Origin of the sequence: Acinetobacter proteolyticus (assembly GCF_000367945.1) — a bacterium.
In the GTDB taxonomy this organism is placed as follows: domain Bacteria; phylum Pseudomonadota; class Gammaproteobacteria; order Pseudomonadales; family Moraxellaceae; genus Acinetobacter; species Acinetobacter proteolyticus.
On the sequence record NZ_KB849179.1, the window covers coordinates 3569319 to 3588480 of the forward strand.

The window sequence follows — 19162 nt, forward strand, 5'->3', positions numbered from 1 at the left end:
ATCGTGCATTCTGCACGATCTTTTTTATGGTTGGAGAGATTAGAGCGTACGTGAAATCAGTTCTTTCATGATTTCATTGGTGCCCGCATAGATACGATTGGCACGGTTATCGATATAAGCACGTGCAATTGGATATTCCAACATATAACCATAACCACCATGCAATTGTAGGCAATCATCAACCACTTTTGAGAACATGTCTGAAATCTTGTATTTGGCTGCGGCTGCGGCATCCACACCTAAACTTTCTTCGAGTTGGAGTTCCATACAACGATCGAGATAGGTGCGGCAAAAATCAATCTCAGTACGTAATTCTGCCAACTTAAAGCGGGTATTCTGGAAGGTACTAATGGCTTTGCCAAAGGCTTTACGATCTTTGGTGTATTGTACAGTATGAGCAAAGGCCGCTTCTGCGCCTGCTTGGCAGATAATTGCCACTAACATGCGCTCCCACGCCAATTCTTTCATCAGCATGATAAAGCCCATACCTTCCATGCCTAATAGGTTTTCTTTCGGGACACGGACATTATCAAAGAACAATTCGCAGGTATCTTGGCCTTTCATCCCAATTTTGTTCAGTGGTTTACCTTTGCTAAAACCTGCACGATCTGCTTCGACAATCAGTAAGGATAAATTGGCTGAACCTTTTTCATTGTTACCTGTCTTACACACCACAATGGCCATATCGCAGAGATAACCATTGGTAATGAAGATTTTTGAACCATTAATGACATATTCATCGCCATCCAGTACCGCAGTAGTACGAACAGCTTGTAAGTCAGAACCTGTACCTGGTTCAGTCATGGCAATCGCAGTGACTGCTTCGCCTGTGGCCATTTTCGGTAACCACTGTTGTTTCTGTGCTTCATTACCAAAGTTATTGATGTAATTGGCAACGATGTCTGAATGCAGAGAGAAACCCGTGCTTGAATCCATGGCATAAGCTTGCTCTTCGATCAGAATCATACTGTAAAGACGGTCCACGCCGGAACCACCGTATTGCTCTGGCATGGTGGTACACAGTAAGCCAAGTTCACCGGCTTTATTCCATAAGTCACGATCAACATGCTGTTGTTTCTCATATTTTTCAATATTCGGAACCACTTCTTTTTCATAGAATTTACGCACGGTTTCGCGGAATGCTTCGTGGTCTGAAGTAAACAGTTTGCGTGGCAGCATGTTTGGAACTGGACGAATAGCACCTGATTGCATTTGTTATTTTTCCCTAGTGTATTGAATTTAAATCATCTTGATCACCATACAAGAAATTGAAAATAGTGAACAATGTGATCAATGCTCAATTTGCTTGATGTATTTGGTCACTTGAGAAAAAACGCTGCGAACTTAGAGGGGGATCGGGTACACTAGCAATCAAATTGTTAGCCAGTATGGAACCAATGATGTCTGATGAAATGACACTGGAAGAGCGTAAGGTTGTATATCGTGCCCGTCGTGGTTTAAAAGAAATCGATGTGTATTTCGACCCGTACGTTAAAAACTACTATTTAACTGCTGATGCTGCTGAAAAAGCCTTATTTGCCGAGCTCGTCGATCAAGAAGACCCAGATTTATTGGATTGGTTTATGGAAGTGGGTGAGCCACCGCGTATTGAGTTAAAAGAGTTTATTCTCAAACTCAAACATTATGTGCATGGCTAATTCTGCTTTTGAGTTGCAATACAGTCGTTTTGCGCTTGTACTGCAACTCTTGTTGTTTCTCTTTATTGTGGGCTTAGTTTATTCATTAGTTACATTTTGGTGGTGGTTACTGAGCTTTGCGATGATGACCATCGCATGGTTATCGTTTTTGCGGCAACCCCAAATTAGGCGTTTTGAATACTTAGATCACCAAGACTGTTCATTCGAATTTTCTGATCCGACCTTGAAAATTCAGCGTAGACAGATTGTCAAAATATTGGATCACCAGCTCTATATTGCCCTCTATTTTTCTCATAAAAAGCATAAACCCTGCATTATTTGGTGGGATCAATTGTCACATTCGCAATGGAAAAAGCTAAAAGTACATGCAAAACTAAGCTGATTGTTTGACAATTCTACAACTGTATAAAATTAATAAAAATATAAATTTCAATATTTTAATGTTTTTTGGTTATCATTTTTCTTAAATTGTTAGATTAAATGCTCTAAAAAATCGTGAAAATTATGATTGTCAGACAATCTGGCGATCAAGTCAGATTTATTTTCGTTAAAGTACAAACACCAACGTAAAGGGTGGTGGAGGTCCTAAATGGAAATTCCAACATGGTCGTTTCTGGTGATCGCAATTATTTTTGCGATTGTAGTAGGAAGAGCAGGAACTTTACTCAGGGAATATCTTGAATCACGTCAACCCCAAGTTGCAGTGACCAAGAGAAAGAGATTGAAAGTGTCGTCAATATATCACTCTCCCGTGAATATCGATGATGAACGCCAATCTAGTATCTACCAAAAGTAGATACACAAGTGTAGGAGGTCTCTATGGAGATTTCAATGTGGATGTTTCTAGTAATTGCAATCGTTATGGCGATCGTAGTAGGAAGAGCTGGAACATTACTCAAGGATTATTTTCAACAAAACTAAAATATAAAGAGTTTCACGATTTTACCAGTTAATAAGTAGCATGTGCTGAACCGTCGCAATGCTACTTTTTTTTGCCTGAAATTTCTGTTACCCCGCCCAAGTGTCAATTCATTCCTTTGTGATTTGTGTCAAAATGTCCAGGTTAAAATTAGAGCAATTACTCTTTAATTCAGGTTTTGCATCTGATAATGTACAGCTAAAAGGAAAAAACAAATTATTAGAGGGACAGGAAGTATGTCTAAACTCCAGAAAATTGGACAAGGTGTGGCGGTTGCTGTATTGACAACATCGATGCTATCAGGATGTTCATATGTGATTAAAACAGGTGCCAATGTGGCACTTGGTTTTGGTGAAAACCATATTGTTCCACCAATTTTGGCGATGGATGATGCTGAAATGGTGTGTAACTCAGGCAATGCTTTAACCCCTGCTGTGATGTCCACCAAAGATATGGGGGCTGATCCGACCCGTATGGCTGTGTTACTTTATACTGCTGCCGGTGTTTGTGCTGAAAACCAAGCCTTGGAAGCCGAATTACGTTATCTACGTGCCTCTAAAGCCGGTCAGGTTTCAGAAGCACAAGATGCTCGTATTGAACAGAAACGTTGGGCAGGGATTGCAGCTGAGCGTCAATATGCAGGCTATCAACTTTTTGCCAATCGTTGGGAAACTAAATACAAATATAAGTTAGGCGACTCATGCCCAACCATGCGTAATGATCTAGACCAAACCGTTTATTTACTTGGTATGGTGAGTGGTTTACAAGCCATGACCAACGATATTAACTCGGGTGGTGCGATCAATGTACCTAAAGATATTGCAGGTATTGTTGAACGTGGTATGGCGTGTTTAGACAATGAAAAATTCTGGGGTGCGCCAATGGCAACCCGCGCGGTCATTTGGACCTTATTACCAGGCGCAGGTGACGGTAAACCTGAACCTTATGCCACCATGAAGCAATCTATGGCCATTGGTGAGAAGAAGGGTGTTCGTTTAGCACATGCACTCTATGCAGTTGCTGCACAAGCCAGTGGTGATGATGCCAAACTCCGTGATGCTTTCCGCTCATATGCTGCAGCAACAGGTGAAGATAAACCTGCAAATCCACAGTTCAGATTGATTGATAAAATGGCCGGTTTGATGGTTCGTGGTATCGCAGATCGTTATTGGACTGAAAATACCGGTGTTAGAGCGAGCGATGAAGGCTTAACCACATTCTGGGATGACAAACAAGAAAGCTCGGCAGAGTTAGACTCATTGTTTGATGGCGGTGGTGACGGAGCTCCTGCGCAGGATCAAGCTGCCCCAGCACAAGACCAAGCCGCCCCAGCACAGGAAGAAACTGCGCCAGCACAAGAAACACCAGCTGAGTAACCTGAATTAAACGACCTTTTACGGGTGAAACATCTAAACTTGTAAAAGGTCTGTTTTTTGAAGAGGTAAATGCTAGATGAAAGATCAAATATGGATAAGGAAAATCATTTTGATCGCGATATGTATTTCCATATCGGCTTGTCTACAGGTGTTTGCGGATCATTTTATTTATTGGCGGCCTATCTTACTCACTGAGTTCTGGCGTATCTGGACCGCACATTGGGTGCATGTGGGGTGGATTCATTTTCTACTGAATATGATGGCCTTTGCCTGTTTGCCTTTTATTTTTCCGCATGTGCGTAATTGGCATTTAGGCGCATTACTCTTAATTCTGCCCCCGTTTATTAGTTTTATTTTTTATTTTTATTTGCCTTATATTGATGCCTATGCTGGGCTATCTGGGGTTTTGCATGGTCTTTATACCGCAGTCGGCGTCGTGTATTTGCAATATAAGAACGAACGAAAATTTGCAATCTTGGTCTTAGCATTGATTGCGGTAAAACTGATTTGGGAAAATACCTTTGGGCAAACAGGAACAGCCCAGTTAATTGGAAGCCCAGTATTGACCGAGGCGCATTTGATTGGCGCTATCGGTGGTTTGCTCTGCGGTTTGAGTTACTTATTAATAAGAAAGATAAAAAATTAAAAAATAATGATCATTTGATGAATAAGCTTAACAATAATTCCATGGGTACAAAGAGGGATTGGTTATAGCGAGGATAATTGTATTCTCTATCAACCATGTACATTGCAAGATTCGACATCTTCGGAGGGGTGTTGATCACAATAAACTGGAATAGATATGCAACATGATCAACAGAAAAAAACTGGATTAGGTCTACTGAGTTATATTTGGACCGAGTGGATATCAACCTTTGTTATCCTTTTCTTATTACTCATGACATTGATTATTGGCACGGGAGAAATGATCCACGGCCAGTTATTACGCATGGGGGAACGTTTGTATGGTGACCCTGCGATTGGAATGCAGTATTCATTCCTTCGCGCCGAACCAGAAAAACCCACCTGTGACCGAAATCCCAATATCGATGCACAAGTTCAAGAGCAGATGCGGATGAATGCTGCCGATGAATTTGCCAGCATGTTTGGCGTGGCTTCTGAATCTGATGTACGCGCTTCTTTGATGGCGGCGCAGCAACAATGTGAAGAAAAATATCAATTTTATGATAAGGCAATGACGCATATCGAGGCACATCCAAGTGTGCGGACCTATCGTCAGATTGAAACCAGTTTCTTTGGTATCTTTAAATTTGGTACAGAAAACCGTGCTTTATTCTTAGTGATTATGGTGGTGTTTGCGGCAATCACTGCCACTTTAAAGACTCATCATATTGGCTTACGCAGTCCAGCCACGAAAATTGATTTCCGTATCTATAGCATTGCGATGCTGATCGGGAATAGTTTGTTGACTTCATCGGTGATGAGTCAATATCGATCTGTGATGAACTCTGGTGTTCCGATCAGTCTGGAAATGACGCTGATTTATTGGTTATGGATGATTTTATTTGCAGTACTGACCTTGATCAGTCTATATCAGTTGATTAAGTCACCTACGCCAACCCGAGAAGGGGGAAGTGTTGGTTTAGCCTTCCTTAGCGTACCACTTTATGCCTATATGGCGATTATTACAGGGGTTGCCTTTACCATCTTCATGGCCTATCCAATGGGGCAAGGGATTTATTTAGGGCAGTTGGTTGAGTTCTCGAGTATTTTCTTAAATCTGGCCCTGTTTATTTGGGCGGGCATGCTGTTAAAACAGACGCGCATTGTCGATTTATTCCTCAATATCTTGCGTCCGTGGAATCTGGCACCTGAAACATTAACTTGGTTAATCTTAATTGCTGCGGCTTTACCGACGGCCTACACCGGCGCTTCGGGTATTTTCGTTATTGCAGCGGGTGCAATTATTTATAAAGAAGTCTGGAATGCAGGTGGGCGTCGCCAATTTGCTTTGGCTGCAACTGCACTGTCAGGTTCGCTTGGGGTGGTGCTTCGTCCATGTCTATTGATCGTGGTTGTGGCGTCATTGAATAAAGAAGTGACCACTGACCTGCTGTATCAATATGGCATGTACACCTTCTTATTAACCTCAACCTTATTCTTGGTGATTGCGCTGTTTTTTGCCGAACAGAAATTTAGAATTGCACCGTTCAAAATTGCCTTGCCAAAGTCGTTACGTGCATTTGTGCCTGTATCACCTTATATCGTGATTTTCATTCTGATCTGGTTGTTCTATAAACATGCTTTGGCCACAGATCTGAATGAATTTACTGCACCTGTAATGATGCCAGTGATTTTATTACTGATGGTGTTGTTTGATAAATTACGTAAAGAACCTGCACCCTTAGCACCCGTTGGGCATTGGGACAGTACCTTGAATAGTTACACCATTCCGGCGGATGGTTCTCAACCTGCTGCGCCAATCAACCCCGCAGATGATCCGCGTAATCCTGTGCGCCGTGTTTCTTTTGGTAAAGCCTTGCATGTATCGACCAGTGAGACGGTTGGGCATATTGGGGCTTTGGTGATCCTCATGGCACTTTCGGTGAGTGTGGGTGGTTTCCTTGAACAGATCCATATCATGGAAACTTTCCCGCAAGATATTAACAGCACCTATGTGGTGATCACACTGATTGTGTTGTTGATGATTTTTGTGGGCATGATTATGGACCCATTTGGGGCGGTGATTTTAATTACTGCAACCGTTGCGCCAGTGGCTTATCAGTATGGCATTGATCCTGTGCATTTCTGGATGATTGCATTGATTGGTTTTGAATTGGGCTATGTCACGCCACCAGTTGCACTGAATCATTTATTGGCCAGACAGTCGATTGGTGATGCCGAAGTGGCAGAAGCGGATGCTGAAGTACGTCATTTGTCCTTCTTCTATCGCTATGAGCGCTGGATTTTACCGTTACTGGTGATGGTGCCTGCAATTCTGATCATTGCCTATGTTCCTTATACCTTTAAATTGTTTGGCTGGTATAGCTAGGTGTAAGACGTTAAAGATCAAAACAAGCACCTGAGGGTGCTTGTTTTTTGTAAGAGAAACAGGATTGACTGTTAGGGAGATAAAATTCGGGTGAAAAAAGTACAATAGATGAATTTAGACTAGTGATGATTATTATGTGATTAAAATAACATTTTGAGATCGAAGTAGTTATGCTATAAATAGACGAAAAAGATGGAGTAGCTTAGTTTAGGGCGAATTTATCTTATGATAGAGGGAACGGTAAAAAGACAATTTAGTGCGCTAAATTGTTAATTAAAATAAGGATGAAATTAGAGGGCAGTCGAGAGTACATATAAATTGATAAAAACAACCAACAAAAAAGTGATTGCAGTCATTCTTTTTTCTAAAAGTTTGCTGCAAATTTAAGCGGTTTAAAAAGGGATTGGTGATTCAAAGGGTAAATTCATTTATCTATCAACCATGGACATCGCATGATTCAACATCTTTGGATGGATGTTGATAACAATAAATTGGAATAGACATGCAAAATGATCAAGAGAATAAGACTGGATTAGCCCGGTTAGGCTATATCTGGAATGACTGGATATCAACCTTCATTATTCTTGCTTTGTTGCTAATGACTTTGCTTATTGGTACAGGCGAAATGATTCACGGTCAGATGCTTCGTATGGGGGAGCGTTTATACGGTGATCAAACAACAGGGATGCAATACTCGTTTTTACGTGCTGAACCTGAAAAACCATCTTGTGATCGACATCCAAACATTGATGCACAAGTTCAAGAGCAGATGAAAGCCAATGCTGCCGATGAATTTGCGAGTATGTTTGGTGCAGCTTCTGAAGCTGATGTGCGTGCGTCTTTATTGGCAGCACAACAACAGTGTGAAGAAAAATACCAATTCTACGATAAAGCAATGAAACATTTGGAAGCGCATCCAAGTATTCGTACCTATCGTAAAGTTGAAACTACCTTCTTCGGTATCTTTAAACTCGGTTCTGAAAACCAAACTGTTATTTTGTTGGTGATGGTACTGTTTGCTTCAATTACAGCGTCTTTACGTTACCATCACATTGGTTTGCGTGCACCAAAAACCAAAATTGACTTCCGTGTTTATTCGGCGTTAATGGTTGCGGGTAATGCTCTACTTAGCTACTCCGTCGTCAGTCAATATCATTCAGTCTTGAATTCTGGGGTTGAGGTTGCGGGTAAAACGGCTGTCTTATATTGGCTGTGGATTGCACTGTTTGTGTCTCTGACCATTATCAGTATTTTCCAGTTCATCTTTATTCCAAAAACAGCACAACCGAAAGGTAACTTTGGTTTAGCCTTACTCAGCGTGCCGTTGTATGCCTTCATGTCTTTGGTGACAGGGATTGTATTTACCTTCTTCATGGATTATCCAATGGGGCAAGGGATTTACTTGGGTATCTTGGTTGAATTCTCGGGTATTTTCTTAAATCTGGCATTGTTCATCTGGGCAGGTATGTTACTGACCCAGACCCGTGTCATGGATTTATTCTTAAATATCTTACGTCCATGGAACTTGGCACCTGAAACCTTAACCTGGTTAATCTTGATTGCAGCTGCGATTCCAACAGCCTATACGGGTGCTTCGGGGATTTTCGTTATTGCAGCGGGTGCGATCATCTATAAAGAAGTCTGGAACTCTGGTGCACGTCGTCAATACGCCTTAGCTGTATCGGCAATGTCAGGTTCTTTAGGTGTGGTGATTCGTCCATGTTTACTCGTCATCCTGATCTCGATGCTGGACAGCCGTCATGTAACATCGACGGAATTATTTGATCACGGTATCTATGTCTTCTGGTTAACAGCGTTCATCTTCTTGGGTGTTTCTCTGATTCTTGCTGAAGAAAAATTCCGTGTGAACTCGCCTAAAATCGCCGTGCCAGGCATGTTACGTGCCTGCGTACCTGTGATTCCTTATGTGATCATTGGTTTTGCTGTGGTGATGTTCTATAAGCTTGCTTTAGATACGTCAATCAATGAGTTTACTGCGCCAATGATTTTACCGTTGGTGTTGATTGCAATGATCTTGTTTGACAAATTATTTGCGTCAAAACTTGCACCTGCACCAGTAGTAGATCCTAAGCATGAAGCTTTGGTTCGTGAACATGAGAAAAAATCAGAATTCTTGAAATCACATGATCCTCATGGCAGCAAGAGCTTTGGTTTTGGTGGTGCACTTCGTTTTGCAACCTCGGAAACAGTGGGTCACATTGGTGCCTTAATCCTATTGATGGCCTTGTCTGCAAGCGTGGGTGGTCTAATCGAACGTGCTGAAGTGGTTGAGTTATTACCGACTCACTTGGGTAATATCTATATTTCACTTGCCTTCATTGCGTTATTACTTGCGATTATTGGGATGACAACTGATCCATTTGGAGCGGTGATTCTGGTTGCTGCAACGGTTGCGCCTGTCGCCTACGAGAATGGTATCCATCCGATCCACTTCTGGATGATCGTATTGGTGGCATTCGAATTTGGTTATGTAACGCCGCCGGTCGCTTTGAACCACTTGCTGACGCGACTCTCCGTCGGGGACGAGGAGGTCTCGGCTGCCGATAAGGAAGCGAAAGAGAAATACACCAGTTTCTACTTCCGCTATGAACGTTGGATCTTGCCAATTATCGTATTGTTCTCATCGTTGGTGTTGGTGACCTATGCACCGTATATCTTCCAGATGTTTGGCTGGTATAAGCACTAACAGTTGAAATAAAAAAGCACCTTCGGGTGCTTTTTTATTATTATTTTATTGAAGGAGTTAATCTATGAAAGCATTGAGTCAGACAGAGTACCAAGCAACTTTTTCCCCTGCTATGTTAGATGTCACGGAGAGTGCGGAGGAAATTGTAGATTTATGGGGCTATGCTGATCCTGTGATTGAACAGCTGTATCACTCCTGCACTGCATGGGAATGGTATGTAAAACATATTTATGAAAGCCGAGACGGGCAATTCCAGCATCTTAATATTCCAGTGCCCTTAGATAACACTTATCTTGTTATCGTTGTTGATAAGCCAAAACGGGAAATTCTAGGTCATTATGTACTAGATTTGCACCCTTACCCAAAGCATTGAGCTTACAGTACTAACCTTTTTGACTTTGATCCTTTTATCAATGGGCTACATAACAAAATCGCTGAGAGAATAATGCCAAAACCAATCACACTGTATAAATCAGGCACTTCATTCCACAGTAAAAAGCCCCAAAGCCCTGCGAAGATAATCGCGATATAGTTGACGGGTGCAATCTGTCCAGCAGGGGCAAGACGGTAGGCATGCGACATAAAAATCTGGCTGACATTGGCCAGTACACCCGCACCAATCAAAAACAATAATTCCTGTAAATGATAAGGTCGCCATACCCAAAACATTGGAATCACGGACAGCAAAGAACCAATCAAGCAGAAATAAAACACGATGCGTTCAGGAGGTTCGGTTTGGGTGAGGGCACGCACGGTGACAAAGGCCATTGAAGCCAACAGGCTGGAACTGATCCCGACAATAGAAATCCAGTTCAATAAACCTTGATCAGGCTTAGCCACACAGAACACCCCAATAAAGCCGAGTCCCGCGGCACAAAGCATCGCCGTCGTGACTTTTTCTTTGAGAAACAGCCAAGCAATCAAAGGAATAAAAATGGGAGAAGAATAGGTAAACACCATTGCATTGGAAAGTTTTAAATGTGCAATGGCATAGAAAAAACCATACATGGCAGCAAGCCCAACAATACTACGCCATGTATGCATCCACAGTTTTTCTGTTTTTACAAAACTGGTGCCTTGCTTGAAGATAAAAGGTAAAAACAGGATGAGTCCCACCACATTGCGGAAAAACACAATAGTGTAGTTATCTACAGTGTGTGACGCGTAACGGATACAAATGCCCATCACAGAAAAAAGCAGTGCAGAGAGGGTAAGGCAACCAATCGCCTTCATCAGGTTGCGATTGGTAGGTTGAGCATCCATAGCGATTCGGGTATTGGAAGATTGCGCTTATTTTATGCTTCTGTAGGGCTGAAAGGAATGCGATTTTCAACTCAATGCTATTTAGCTGCTTAGGCCGCTGTTTCAGCAAACTGTTTGAGATAATCACTCGGGGTCATGCTGGTTTCACGCTTAAACATAGCGCTAAAGGCACTGGGGCTGTCATAGCCCAAGTCTAAGGCCACGTTTAAAACCGGTTTGTTCAGAGCCAAATCAATCATGGCTTGCATCAGTTTGGCTTGACGAACCCAATGGGAGAAATGCAGTCCAGTCTCTTTTTGAAAATGTCGCGCCAAGGTTTTACTGCTGATATGCAGTTGTTCAGCTGTATCTTCCAGATTCCAGTTGAAACTAAGATTGTCTTTGATTTGCTGACAGAGCGATTGTAGGCGTGGGTTTTGAGGGTCTGGCAAATTAAAGGCAAGGGCAGGTAATACCCGAACTTCGTCCAAGATTAACTGCAATAGTCTTTCATCACGACTATTCGGTTGGATCGCTGTTTTGATCTGCATCGCACTACTCATCAGCTCCCGTAGTAAAGCAGGAATGGCAACAACACGGCATTCGGAACTCAGATGGGTTTGTGCTGAGGTTTCTATAAAAATCCCTCGGGCTTTGACATCACCACTACTGAGTAAGGCATGCGGTTTATGCGCAGGAATCCAAACACCCCGCCCAGGCGGCGTAATCCAGATCCCCTCATGGGTCTGTACCCGAATCACACCGGATAGGGTATGAATCAATTGGATTCGATCATGACTATGCCAGTCTTCGACATGTGCATGGGGATAGTTTTCTGAAAATGCATAGACTGGATAATCTACAAATCCATGTTCAAAGTTTTTCCCCATGTGTGCAATGTCCAAAAATAAGTTGTCTATTTCTCGATAGTAGTCGTCTTATTGTCGAGAAACAATAAGTTGATTATTTTTTAGCATGATCGATACCGCAATGTAGAGGTCTAGCCTATGTTTCAGAAAGCTTATTTTTATCCCTTATTCGCGATTTTATTTTGGGCGGGCAATGTGGTGGTGTCTAAAATGGCCAGTCATGCCATTTCGCCTGTCGCGATTACGTTTTATCGACTGGTGTTGGCGCTTGCTGTGATGAGTACCTTTGTGCTGATTCCAGTTTGGAATAATCGACATACCATCAAGCAGTATTGGAAACAGTTGGCATTGGGTGGTTTTCTGTCCGTGTCTCTATTCCAGTTCTTGTCTTATCAGGCGGCATCCACCACGACGGCCACCAATATGGCGATTGTCACCGCCTTAATTCCTTTACTGACCATGATCTTAAGCAGTGTGATGCTGAAAGATCGGCTGAGTTATGGCATGTTGTTCGGAGGTGCTTTGTCTTTCTATGGCATTTTGTATTTGCTGAGTCATGGTTCAATTACCAATATCTGGAAGCAAGGCGTGCATTTGGGCGATGGTTTAATGTTGATTGCGGCGGCAGGGTATGCCTTATATGGCGTGTTACTGAAACGTTGGAAAATGCCGATCCCTGCGTGGCAATCGAATTTTGTACAATCCTGTTTCGCCATTGTTTATGTACTGCCATTCTTTATATTTTTACCAGCATCGCAGATGCAACTGAACCAACAGACAATTCCACTGATCGTTTACGCTAGTATTTTTTCTTCAGTATTGTTGTCGTATTTATGGATAGAAGGGGTGAGACATTTAGGACCGAATCGCAACAGTATTTTTATGAATCTATTGCCCTTATTTACTGCGCTGATTGCGGTCGCTTTGCTGGGCGAGCATTTGCAGATGTTCCACTATATAGGCGGTGGTTTAACCTTGATTGGAATTCTGATAGCACAAACTATTCAGAAGCCGATTCAATTCAAACCAGCATCAAAGCAAATTTTAGATTAGAAAGGCCACTAACAAAAAAGCTTTAACCGAAGTTAAAGCTTTTCTTATTAAGATTTACTCTGGGCAGCAATCTGGGCTTCCAAGAGCTTAATTTGATCTTCTTTGAGCTTGAGCAACGTATCCACATCGCTATTTTGCTGTTTTAGATCATGTTGCTGGTCTTGCAGTTGTTGATGAATATCATCCAGTTTAGCAATTTCTTCTTTTGCCAAGCTGTCATTTGCTGGTAGTGGATCTTTTACAATCGATTCTTCAACCAATTGGATTGGCGCATCGATATCACTACTCGCCGCCGTCACTTCATCAACCTTAGCTGTTGCCTCAGTGGGTACTGGAGCAACGGTTTTTTCAGCAACGGGCTGAGCGGGTGTAGATGTTGTTGGTTGCTGATCTTTCTGGGATAAAAACCATTGGACAGCAAGGAACAGCACCACGGCAACACTTATTCCACCAATTATCATCCATAATAATTTGGAATTTTCTGTTTGGTATGTGGACATCATTTTTAACCTTCTAGTCAAAATGACGAGGTTTGAATTGTATTACCCCAATTTCATCTGGCTCAGCGGGTTGCGCCTGTTCCACGTGGGTCGGGCGTTTTTCGCTATAAGCACATTCGATACATTCAATCCACTCGTCATCCACAGTGATGATTTTAACGACACGATCTAAGGCCCCGCATTTCGGGCATTTTGCGCCCGCGATGAACTGTCTTTTCATGTCAGTTAATTACACCCTGTGAACAATAATGACGTAGTTTAAGCGGTTTTATCGGTGTTCGTCCAACCTTGATGACGTAATAATGCATCTATTTTTGGTTCTCTTTTTCGGAAATTGCGAAACGCATCAAGCGCTGTATCTTTTCCGCCAACTGCTAGAATAAACTTTCTAAACTCTTTTCCAGTCTCAGTATTAAAAATCCCTTCGCTTTCGAAACGATCAAATGCATCACTGGCTAAAACTTCTGCCCATTTATACGAGTAATAACCTGCAGCATAACCACCTGCAAAAATGTGGCTGAAGCTGTGTTGGAAACGGTTATAAGCTACAGCAGGAACCACGGCAAATTTATCGCGAATATCGTCCAGTGTAGCTTGGATTTGCTGACTGTTTAAAGCTGGTGCTTGACGGTGAATGCTCAGGTCAAATAACGCAAATTCAATCTGACGCAAGGTTTGCATGCCTGATTGGAAGAAACGTGCATTGAGTAACGCAGAGAGCAATTCTTGTGGTAAGGTCTGTTTGGTTTCAGTGTGCTCGCTGAGTACATCTAAACTTTCATTGTCCCATGCCCAGAACTCCATAAATTGACTTGGTAACTCTACTGCATCCCACGCCACGCCGTGAGTACCTGCAACCGAGATGTTATCCACTTCGGTAAGCATATGATGTAAACCATGACCAAACTCATGGAACAAAGTAATCACTTCATCATGAGTCAGCAGCGCAGGTTGATCGCCAATCGGTGGGGTAAAGTTACACACCATGTAGCAAATTGGTTTTTGTAGACCATTGACCGTTTGTACACGAGAACGGAAACCGCTCATCCATGCACCACCACGTTTGCCGTTACGTGCATATAAGTCGAAGTAGAAACCACCCACCACTTGGCCTTGGTCTTCAATTTCGAAATAGCGCACATCATTCTGCCACACAGGCGCTTGGCGTTCGATGATCTGGATACCGTAAAGGCGTTGTACGATTTGGAATAAACCTTGAACCACTTTCGGTGCAGGGAAATACGGTTTTAGTGCTTCTTGAGAAAGATTGAACTGTTGTTGTTTCAACTTTTCAGAATAGTAAGTTGCATCCCACGGTTTGAGTTCTTCAATACCCTCTTGTTGTGCAATCGCCTTGAGTTCTGCAATTTCAGCAAGTGCAGGCGTACGCGCATGTTCTGCCAGATCAACCAAGAATTTATCTACGGTTTCCACATCAGGCGCCATTTTGCTGGCCAGTGAATATTCCGCAAAGTTGTTAAAGCCGAGCAGTTGCGCCATTTCTTGACGTAAGCTCAGGATTTCCTCCATCACTGGGGTATTGTCAAATTCAGTTTTATCAGATTGTTCTGAGGCTCGAGTGACATAGGCTTTATACAGCTCTTCTCTCAACTCACGATCTTCAGCATAGGTCATAATCGCAAAATAAGCCGGGAAGTCGAGTGTGGCAACGGCTTGCTCAAGCTCACGCTGTTGACCATATTGTTTTAACAGTTCAACACTGCTTTGTGGAAGGCCTTTAAGTTGCGCTTCTGTTAGTGGCTTGAAATAAGCTTGGGTTGCATCGAGTACATGGTTAGAGAAGTCTGAAGACAGTTGTGATAAACGTGCCGAGATTTCTGCATAACGCTTTTTAGCTTCGCCTTCGAGAGCCACACCAGACAGTTTAAAATCACGTAGTGCGAGTTTAATGGCACTTTGTTGTGCTTCGCTCAGGGTTTGAAATACGGCACTGTCATGGATCTGTTGATAGGTTTGATACAGCGCCGTGTGTTGTCCAAGCTGCGTATAGTATTCACTTAAACTTGGTAACAGGGCTTGATAGACTTCACGGGTTTCGGCATTGTTCATGACCGCATTGAGGTGTGACAAAATACCCCAAGACTCACTCATATTATTTTCAAGCTGATCGACTTCACTCAAGGTCGCCAGTTGTGCTTCGGTGCCTTGCGGAACTTCATTGAGTTGATTTAAGAAATTTTGACCGTTTTGAATGGTTTGTTCGATCTGTTGTTTTAAATCGGCAAGTTGAATTTGATCAAATTGAGGAACGGGAAGTGTCGCTTGCTGGAGTGTCATTGTATTTTTGCCATATTCATCTTTAAACATAGTTATAGATGTAGGGGTTTGAGATGGGGAAATCAAGGTTTGTTTAATTGTTTGTATAATTTTCTAATGATAAAGAGCGATATTGTATGAATTAATCGAGGTGAGGGAAGGTCATGAGTTTATTGCTTAATACGTTTAAAAATATTTCTTTAAATTTGGAGTTACTTAAATCGTTCTATGATGAAAATCTGGGGCAAACAGTCATCCAGATTGATTTTAAAGTGACTACCCCTCATAGAACTTATTTTTATAGAAATCATATTGATCTAATCTTGTGGAAAATTGCATTAGAATCGTTACTGAATGAGCTAAAGCAATTACATTTAAAAGAAGTAAAAGAGGTTTCCTTTTATCCCGTAGATATGTATTTCATTTTTGAGATAGAGCGATTTGATGTTCCTGATGATATAGGCATACAGTGGTCGGTTAAATTTCCATCTGGAATATATTATGGTGCAGAAAGTGCAGGCTATGAAGAAGCAATAATTTTTGTAATCAATGATTCTTTATTGAATGACTTCATCGATGGTTTAGAAAAAGAATTGGCTAATATTTTAAAACTAGGTTGAATACATAGTTTTATTATAGGGCAAGTTCATGACTGAACTTGCCCTTACCTGAATTAGTCTTGTTTAGCTTTCGCATTCGACTTTTTCTTTTTCACTTTTTTCTTGGCTTTCTCTTTGCTTTCAGGCTTAGTCGAGGCTTTCTTCGCAGGCTTTTTGCTATAAGAACTTGGTTTGCTCTTATCCTTTTTCTTACGCACAGGTTTTTCGCCATCTTCACTGACTTTAGATTGAGTAGAGGGCTGTTTGCCAAATACTTCTTCAGTTGTTGAAGCACGATTCGAGCTAGAAGGATTCGCAGTACGTGGAGCTTTTTGACGAATCACACGGCCTAAATGCGTTAATTGCTGAACCAACTGAAAGTCAATCTTACGTTCTTCCAGATTTACGCCTGCTACTTGGATCTTCACTTCATCGCCAAGGCTGAATGACTGTCCACGATTCTGACCAATCAAACTTTGGCTGGCTTGATCATAAAGGAAAAAGTCTTCACCGAGCTGGCTGACATGAATCATGCCATCGACATACAGGTCTTTGAGCGTTACGAATAGACCAAATTCTGTCACCGCACTAATGATACCAACAAACTCATCACCTAAATGCTGTTGCATATAATGGCACTTCAACCAAGTCGTCACGCTGCGTGAAGCTTCATCGGCACGACGTTCAGTTTGTGAGAAATGCTCGCCCGCATCATCTAAAGCAGCACCAGACAATGGGTAAGGTTTCTTAGCGAGATAGGCTTTAATGGCACGGTGTAACAATAAATCTGGGTAACGACGAATTGGTGAAGTGAAATGCGTATAGGCTTCATAAGCAAGACCGTAATGTCCGGCATTGTTTGCACCATAATAGGCTTGCATCATTGAACGTAACAGCACCGCATGGATACTTGGCGCATCTAAACGATCTTTGGTCGCTTCAATCACCGCTTGATAATCGGCTTGAGTAGGTTGTTCTGGGAATGGCAAACCGAGCAATTTGACAAAATCACGTACTTTTTGAATACGTGAGAATTCAGGTGCCTCATGCACACGATATAACATTGGAATATCATGTTCTAACGAGTATTCAGCTGCGGCAACGTTGGCCAACAACATGCATTCTTCAATGAGTTTATGCGCATCATTACGAGTACGTGGCAAGATTTCTTTGATGCCGCCTAACTCATCAAAGGTCATGTAGGTTTCAATGGTTTCAAATTCCATTGCATGACGTTTGGCGCGCAATTCTTTTAGCGTTTGATACAGTTGGAATAAGGTATTCAGTGATTTATGAATGGTCTTATCTTCAGGGATGGCATGGGTTGCCCCCTCAAAATATTGTCCTACTTGAGTATAGGTCAAACGTGCCTTTGAATGCATCACCGCAGGGTAGAACTCATAGCCTGTGACTTTACCTGCACGTGACAGTTTTAAATCGCAGACCATACACAAGCGATCAACATGTGGATTGAGAGAACACAACCCATTCGACAATGCTTCTGGCAGCATTGGCAAAACAAAGTGTGGGAAATAAACCGATGTACCACGTTCTTCAGCTTCCTCATTTAAAGGTGAGTCTAAACGAACATAATGGCTTACATCTGCAATCGCGACCACGACACGGTAACCACCGCCTGCGCGTTTCTCTGCGAATACGGCATCGTCAAAGTCTCGCGCATCTTCACCATCAATGGTGACCAATGGCAAGTCTCGTAAATCGACACGGCCTTTAAGATCTTTCGCCGAAGGTTCTTTAAAACTTTCAGCTTCTTTAATGACGGCCTCAGGGAATTCATAAGGTAGACCAAACTCTAAGATGGTCTGTGGAATAATAATCTCGGTATCGGCTTTGTCTGCCATCGATTGAACGATGTGACCTGTCGCCAGCTCTTCGCGGGTCGGATAGTCATCAATCGCAACACGCAGCATATCGCCCACTTTGGCATTGGCGTGTTGAATTAATTCTTTTTCGAGGGTAATCGGTTGATGCTGATTCGGATTGCTCGGCTGAATAAAGTATTCACCTTCATGTTCCGCAACTTTACCAATAATCTGTTTGACGCGACGTTGTACCACCTCAGTAATAAAGCCCCAAGCTTTACCTTTACGGTCTACAGAGGTTTGACGGACTTTAACGCGATCGCCATTAAACACCAGACGTAACTCACGTTCAGGTAACAAGATATCATCCTGACCTGAGATATTGGCTGTACCTAGACCTTTACTATTGATATAGACCGTTGCTTCATGGCTCGGTAAATCGGTTGCAGGCTGGTATTTAAAACCATCCTTCATCAATTGTCCGTCGCGAACCATGGCACTTAAGCGATGATTCAAGGCATCAATACTTTTTTGATCGGGGATATTAAAGTGGTCAACCAGCTCTGCATGTGATTGTGCAGTTTTTAATTGTTCTAGTGTAGTTAGAATAAGAGTTCGGCTAGGAATAGGATTATCGTAACGTTGCGCTTCTGCTTTTGCTTCGGGATCGGCCCAATTTTTAGTCATATCGTTTCATTTCACATCTGGCAGATCGGTTTAGCATAAGTCATCCAAACTCTAACTGCACGTCAAAGATTGCAAGATTCTGTTTATTGTGCCGATCTAAATAAAGGAGATAAGCCTATATTAACAAGCGTAGCGTTAAAAAATGCTGAAAATATGCGGAAATTGATTAAAAAGTATTTGATTGAACTGAAAAAGCAGAAAAAAACAGGAACATCCCTTGTGTAATGCGGTTTTAGTTTGTATTATTGCGCTCGTGTTACGGTGAGATGGGTGAGTGGCTGAAACCACATCCCTGCTAAGGATGCATACGGGTAACTGTATCGAGGGTTCGAATCCCTCTCTCACCGCCACTTTACTTAAAGCGCTCATAGCTCAGCTGGATAGAGCACTTGGCTACGAACTAAGGGGTCGGGAGTTCGAATCTCTCTGAGCGCACCAA

Annotated in this window: 17 protein-coding genes and 2 tRNA genes; 12 read left to right on the plus strand and 7 right to left on the minus strand. The window is 42.3% G+C overall.

Features of this window, described 5'->3' with window-relative positions; translation table 11 throughout:
- Positions 1–39 precede the first annotated feature (39 nt).
- On the minus strand, positions 40–1212 hold the full coding sequence (locus tag F993_RS00465; RefSeq protein ID WP_004657709.1) for an acyl-CoA dehydrogenase family protein: 1173 nt from the start codon (positions 1210–1212) through the stop codon (positions 40–42).
- Between the two features lie 188 nt (positions 1213–1400).
- Here F993_RS00465 and F993_RS00460 point away from each other — a divergent pair, with 188 nt between their 5' ends.
- The 8 genes from F993_RS00460 (at position 1401) to F993_RS00425 (ending at position 10046) form a co-directional block, all read left to right on the plus strand.
- Positions 1401–1658, plus strand: coding sequence for an FAD assembly factor SdhE (locus F993_RS00460; RefSeq protein ID WP_004657712.1), 258 nt, complete (start codon positions 1401–1403; stop codon positions 1656–1658).
- Positions 1651–2040, plus strand: coding sequence for a protein YgfX (locus F993_RS00455; protein WP_004657714.1), 390 nt, complete (start codon positions 1651–1653; stop codon positions 2038–2040). Before F993_RS00460 ends, F993_RS00455 begins: the two co-directional genes overlap by 8 nt.
- Positions 2041–2247: 207 nt before the next feature.
- A complete protein-coding gene (locus F993_RS00450) occupies positions 2248–2454 on the plus strand; it encodes a hypothetical protein (protein ID WP_004657716.1) in 207 nt (68 codons plus the stop codon).
- 359 nt (positions 2455–2813) lie between these two features.
- Positions 2814–3953, plus strand: a complete 1140-nt coding sequence (locus F993_RS00445; protein ID WP_004657723.1) for a hypothetical protein — start codon at positions 2814–2816, stop codon at positions 3951–3953.
- Positions 3954–4029: 76 nt separating this feature from the next.
- On the plus strand, positions 4030–4599 hold the full coding sequence (gene rrtA / locus F993_RS00440) for a rhombosortase (protein WP_004657724.1): 570 nt from the start codon (positions 4030–4032) through the stop codon (positions 4597–4599).
- Between the two features lie 156 nt (positions 4600–4755).
- Complete coding sequence (locus F993_RS00435) at positions 4756–6966, plus strand: TRAP transporter large permease subunit (RefSeq protein WP_004657726.1); 2211 nt, start codon at positions 4756–4758, stop codon at positions 6964–6966.
- Between the two features lie 502 nt (positions 6967–7468).
- Complete coding sequence (locus tag F993_RS00430) at positions 7469–9673, plus strand: TRAP transporter large permease subunit (RefSeq protein WP_004657728.1); 2205 nt, start codon at positions 7469–7471, stop codon at positions 9671–9673.
- 64 nt (positions 9674–9737) lie between these two features.
- Positions 9738–10046, plus strand: a complete 309-nt coding sequence (locus tag F993_RS00425; RefSeq protein WP_004657730.1) for a hypothetical protein — start codon at positions 9738–9740, stop codon at positions 10044–10046.
- Between the two features lie 2 nt (positions 10047–10048).
- On the opposite strand, the gene F993_RS00420 is transcribed toward F993_RS00425, so the two are convergent.
- Together F993_RS00420 and F993_RS00415 are read right to left on the minus strand one after the other, a co-directional pair.
- Positions 10049–10936, minus strand: a complete 888-nt coding sequence (locus F993_RS00420) for a DMT family transporter (protein ID WP_004657744.1) — start codon at positions 10934–10936, stop codon at positions 10049–10051.
- 89 nt (positions 10937–11025) lie between these two features.
- Positions 11026–11805: an AraC family transcriptional regulator gene (locus F993_RS00415; protein ID WP_004657746.1), complete on the minus strand. Its 780-nt coding sequence runs from the start codon at positions 11803–11805 to the stop codon at positions 11026–11028.
- A 117-nt stretch (positions 11806–11922) separates the two neighbouring features.
- Here F993_RS00415 and F993_RS00410 point away from each other — a divergent pair, with 117 nt between their 5' ends.
- A complete protein-coding gene (locus F993_RS00410) occupies positions 11923–12837 on the plus strand; it encodes a DMT family transporter (RefSeq protein WP_004657747.1) in 915 nt (304 codons plus the stop codon).
- Positions 12838–12884: 47 nt separating this feature from the next.
- Here F993_RS00410 and F993_RS00405 read toward each other — a convergent pair whose 3' ends face one another.
- Genes F993_RS00405 through F993_RS00395 form a run of 3 tightly spaced genes read right to left on the minus strand, consistent with a single transcriptional unit; the run spans position 12885 to position 15635 of the window.
- A complete protein-coding gene (locus tag F993_RS00405) occupies positions 12885–13340 on the minus strand; it encodes a hypothetical protein (RefSeq protein WP_004657749.1) in 456 nt (151 codons plus the stop codon).
- A 10-nt stretch (positions 13341–13350) separates the two neighbouring features.
- Positions 13351–13557 (minus strand): YheV family putative metal-binding protein, encoded by a 207-nt coding sequence (locus tag F993_RS00400; RefSeq protein WP_004657752.1) that lies wholly within the window; start codon positions 13555–13557, stop codon positions 13351–13353.
- A gap of 38 nt (positions 13558–13595) precedes the next feature.
- A complete protein-coding gene (locus F993_RS00395) occupies positions 13596–15635 on the minus strand; it encodes a M3 family metallopeptidase (protein ID WP_032812791.1) in 2040 nt (679 codons plus the stop codon).
- Between the two features lie 143 nt (positions 15636–15778).
- Here F993_RS00395 and F993_RS00390 point away from each other — a divergent pair, with 143 nt between their 5' ends.
- Entirely contained in the window at positions 15779–16234 is a 456-nt protein-coding gene (locus F993_RS00390; protein ID WP_004657756.1) for a WapI family immunity protein, read from the plus strand.
- A 53-nt stretch (positions 16235–16287) separates the two neighbouring features.
- Here F993_RS00390 and rnr read toward each other — a convergent pair whose 3' ends face one another.
- Positions 16288–18723 carry a ribonuclease R gene (rnr, locus tag F993_RS00385; RefSeq protein WP_004657759.1) on the minus strand — a complete coding sequence of 812 codons (2436 nt, stop codon included), beginning with the start codon at positions 18721–18723 and terminating at the stop codon, positions 16288–16290.
- Positions 18724–18983: 260 nt separating this feature from the next.
- Between rnr and F993_RS00380 the strand changes: the two genes are divergently transcribed.
- Both F993_RS00380 and F993_RS00375 read left to right on the plus strand, forming a co-directional pair.
- Positions 18984–19073: transfer RNA gene (locus F993_RS00380), tRNA-Ser, on the plus strand.
- Positions 19074–19084: 11 nt separating this feature from the next.
- Positions 19085–19161: transfer RNA gene (locus F993_RS00375), tRNA-Arg, on the plus strand.
- Position 19162 lies beyond the last annotated feature (1 nt).

What these genes read in the sequence shown, in the direction of transcription:
- F993_RS00465 (WP_004657709.1), bottom strand. Translation starts at nt 1,212, where the DNA reads ATGCAATCAGGTGCTATTCGTCCAGTTCCAAACATGCTGCCACGCAAA.
- F993_RS00395 (WP_032812791.1), bottom strand. Translation starts at nt 15,635, where the DNA reads ATGACACTCCAGCAAGCGACACTTCCCGTTCCTCAATTTGATCAAATT.
- F993_RS00415 (WP_004657746.1), bottom strand. Translation starts at nt 11,805, where the DNA reads ATGGGGAAAAACTTTGAACATGGATTTGTAGATTATCCAGTCTATGCA.
- F993_RS00390 (WP_004657756.1), top strand. Translation starts at nt 15,779, where the DNA reads ATGAGTTTATTGCTTAATACGTTTAAAAATATTTCTTTAAATTTGGAG.
- rnr (WP_004657759.1), bottom strand. Translation starts at nt 18,723, where the DNA reads ATGACTAAAAATTGGGCCGATCCCGAAGCAAAAGCAGAAGCGCAACGT.
- F993_RS00445 (WP_004657723.1), top strand. Translation starts at nt 2,814, where the DNA reads ATGTCTAAACTCCAGAAAATTGGACAAGGTGTGGCGGTTGCTGTATTG.
- F993_RS00425 (WP_004657730.1), top strand. Translation starts at nt 9,738, where the DNA reads ATGAAAGCATTGAGTCAGACAGAGTACCAAGCAACTTTTTCCCCTGCT.
- F993_RS00430 (WP_004657728.1), top strand. Translation starts at nt 7,469, where the DNA reads ATGCAAAATGATCAAGAGAATAAGACTGGATTAGCCCGGTTAGGCTAT.
- F993_RS00460 (WP_004657712.1), top strand. Translation starts at nt 1,401, where the DNA reads ATGTCTGATGAAATGACACTGGAAGAGCGTAAGGTTGTATATCGTGCC.
- F993_RS00400 (WP_004657752.1), bottom strand. Translation starts at nt 13,557, where the DNA reads ATGAAAAGACAGTTCATCGCGGGCGCAAAATGCCCGAAATGCGGGGCC.
- F993_RS00455 (WP_004657714.1), top strand. Translation starts at nt 1,651, where the DNA reads ATGGCTAATTCTGCTTTTGAGTTGCAATACAGTCGTTTTGCGCTTGTA.
- F993_RS00420 (WP_004657744.1), bottom strand. Translation starts at nt 10,936, where the DNA reads ATGGATGCTCAACCTACCAATCGCAACCTGATGAAGGCGATTGGTTGC.
- F993_RS00450 (WP_004657716.1), top strand. Translation starts at nt 2,248, where the DNA reads ATGGAAATTCCAACATGGTCGTTTCTGGTGATCGCAATTATTTTTGCG.
- F993_RS00405 (WP_004657749.1), bottom strand. Translation starts at nt 13,340, where the DNA reads ATGATGTCCACATACCAAACAGAAAATTCCAAATTATTATGGATGATA.
- F993_RS00410 (WP_004657747.1), top strand. Translation starts at nt 11,923, where the DNA reads ATGTTTCAGAAAGCTTATTTTTATCCCTTATTCGCGATTTTATTTTGG.
- F993_RS00435 (WP_004657726.1), top strand. Translation starts at nt 4,756, where the DNA reads ATGCAACATGATCAACAGAAAAAAACTGGATTAGGTCTACTGAGTTAT.
- rrtA (WP_004657724.1), top strand. Translation starts at nt 4,030, where the DNA reads ATGAAAGATCAAATATGGATAAGGAAAATCATTTTGATCGCGATATGT.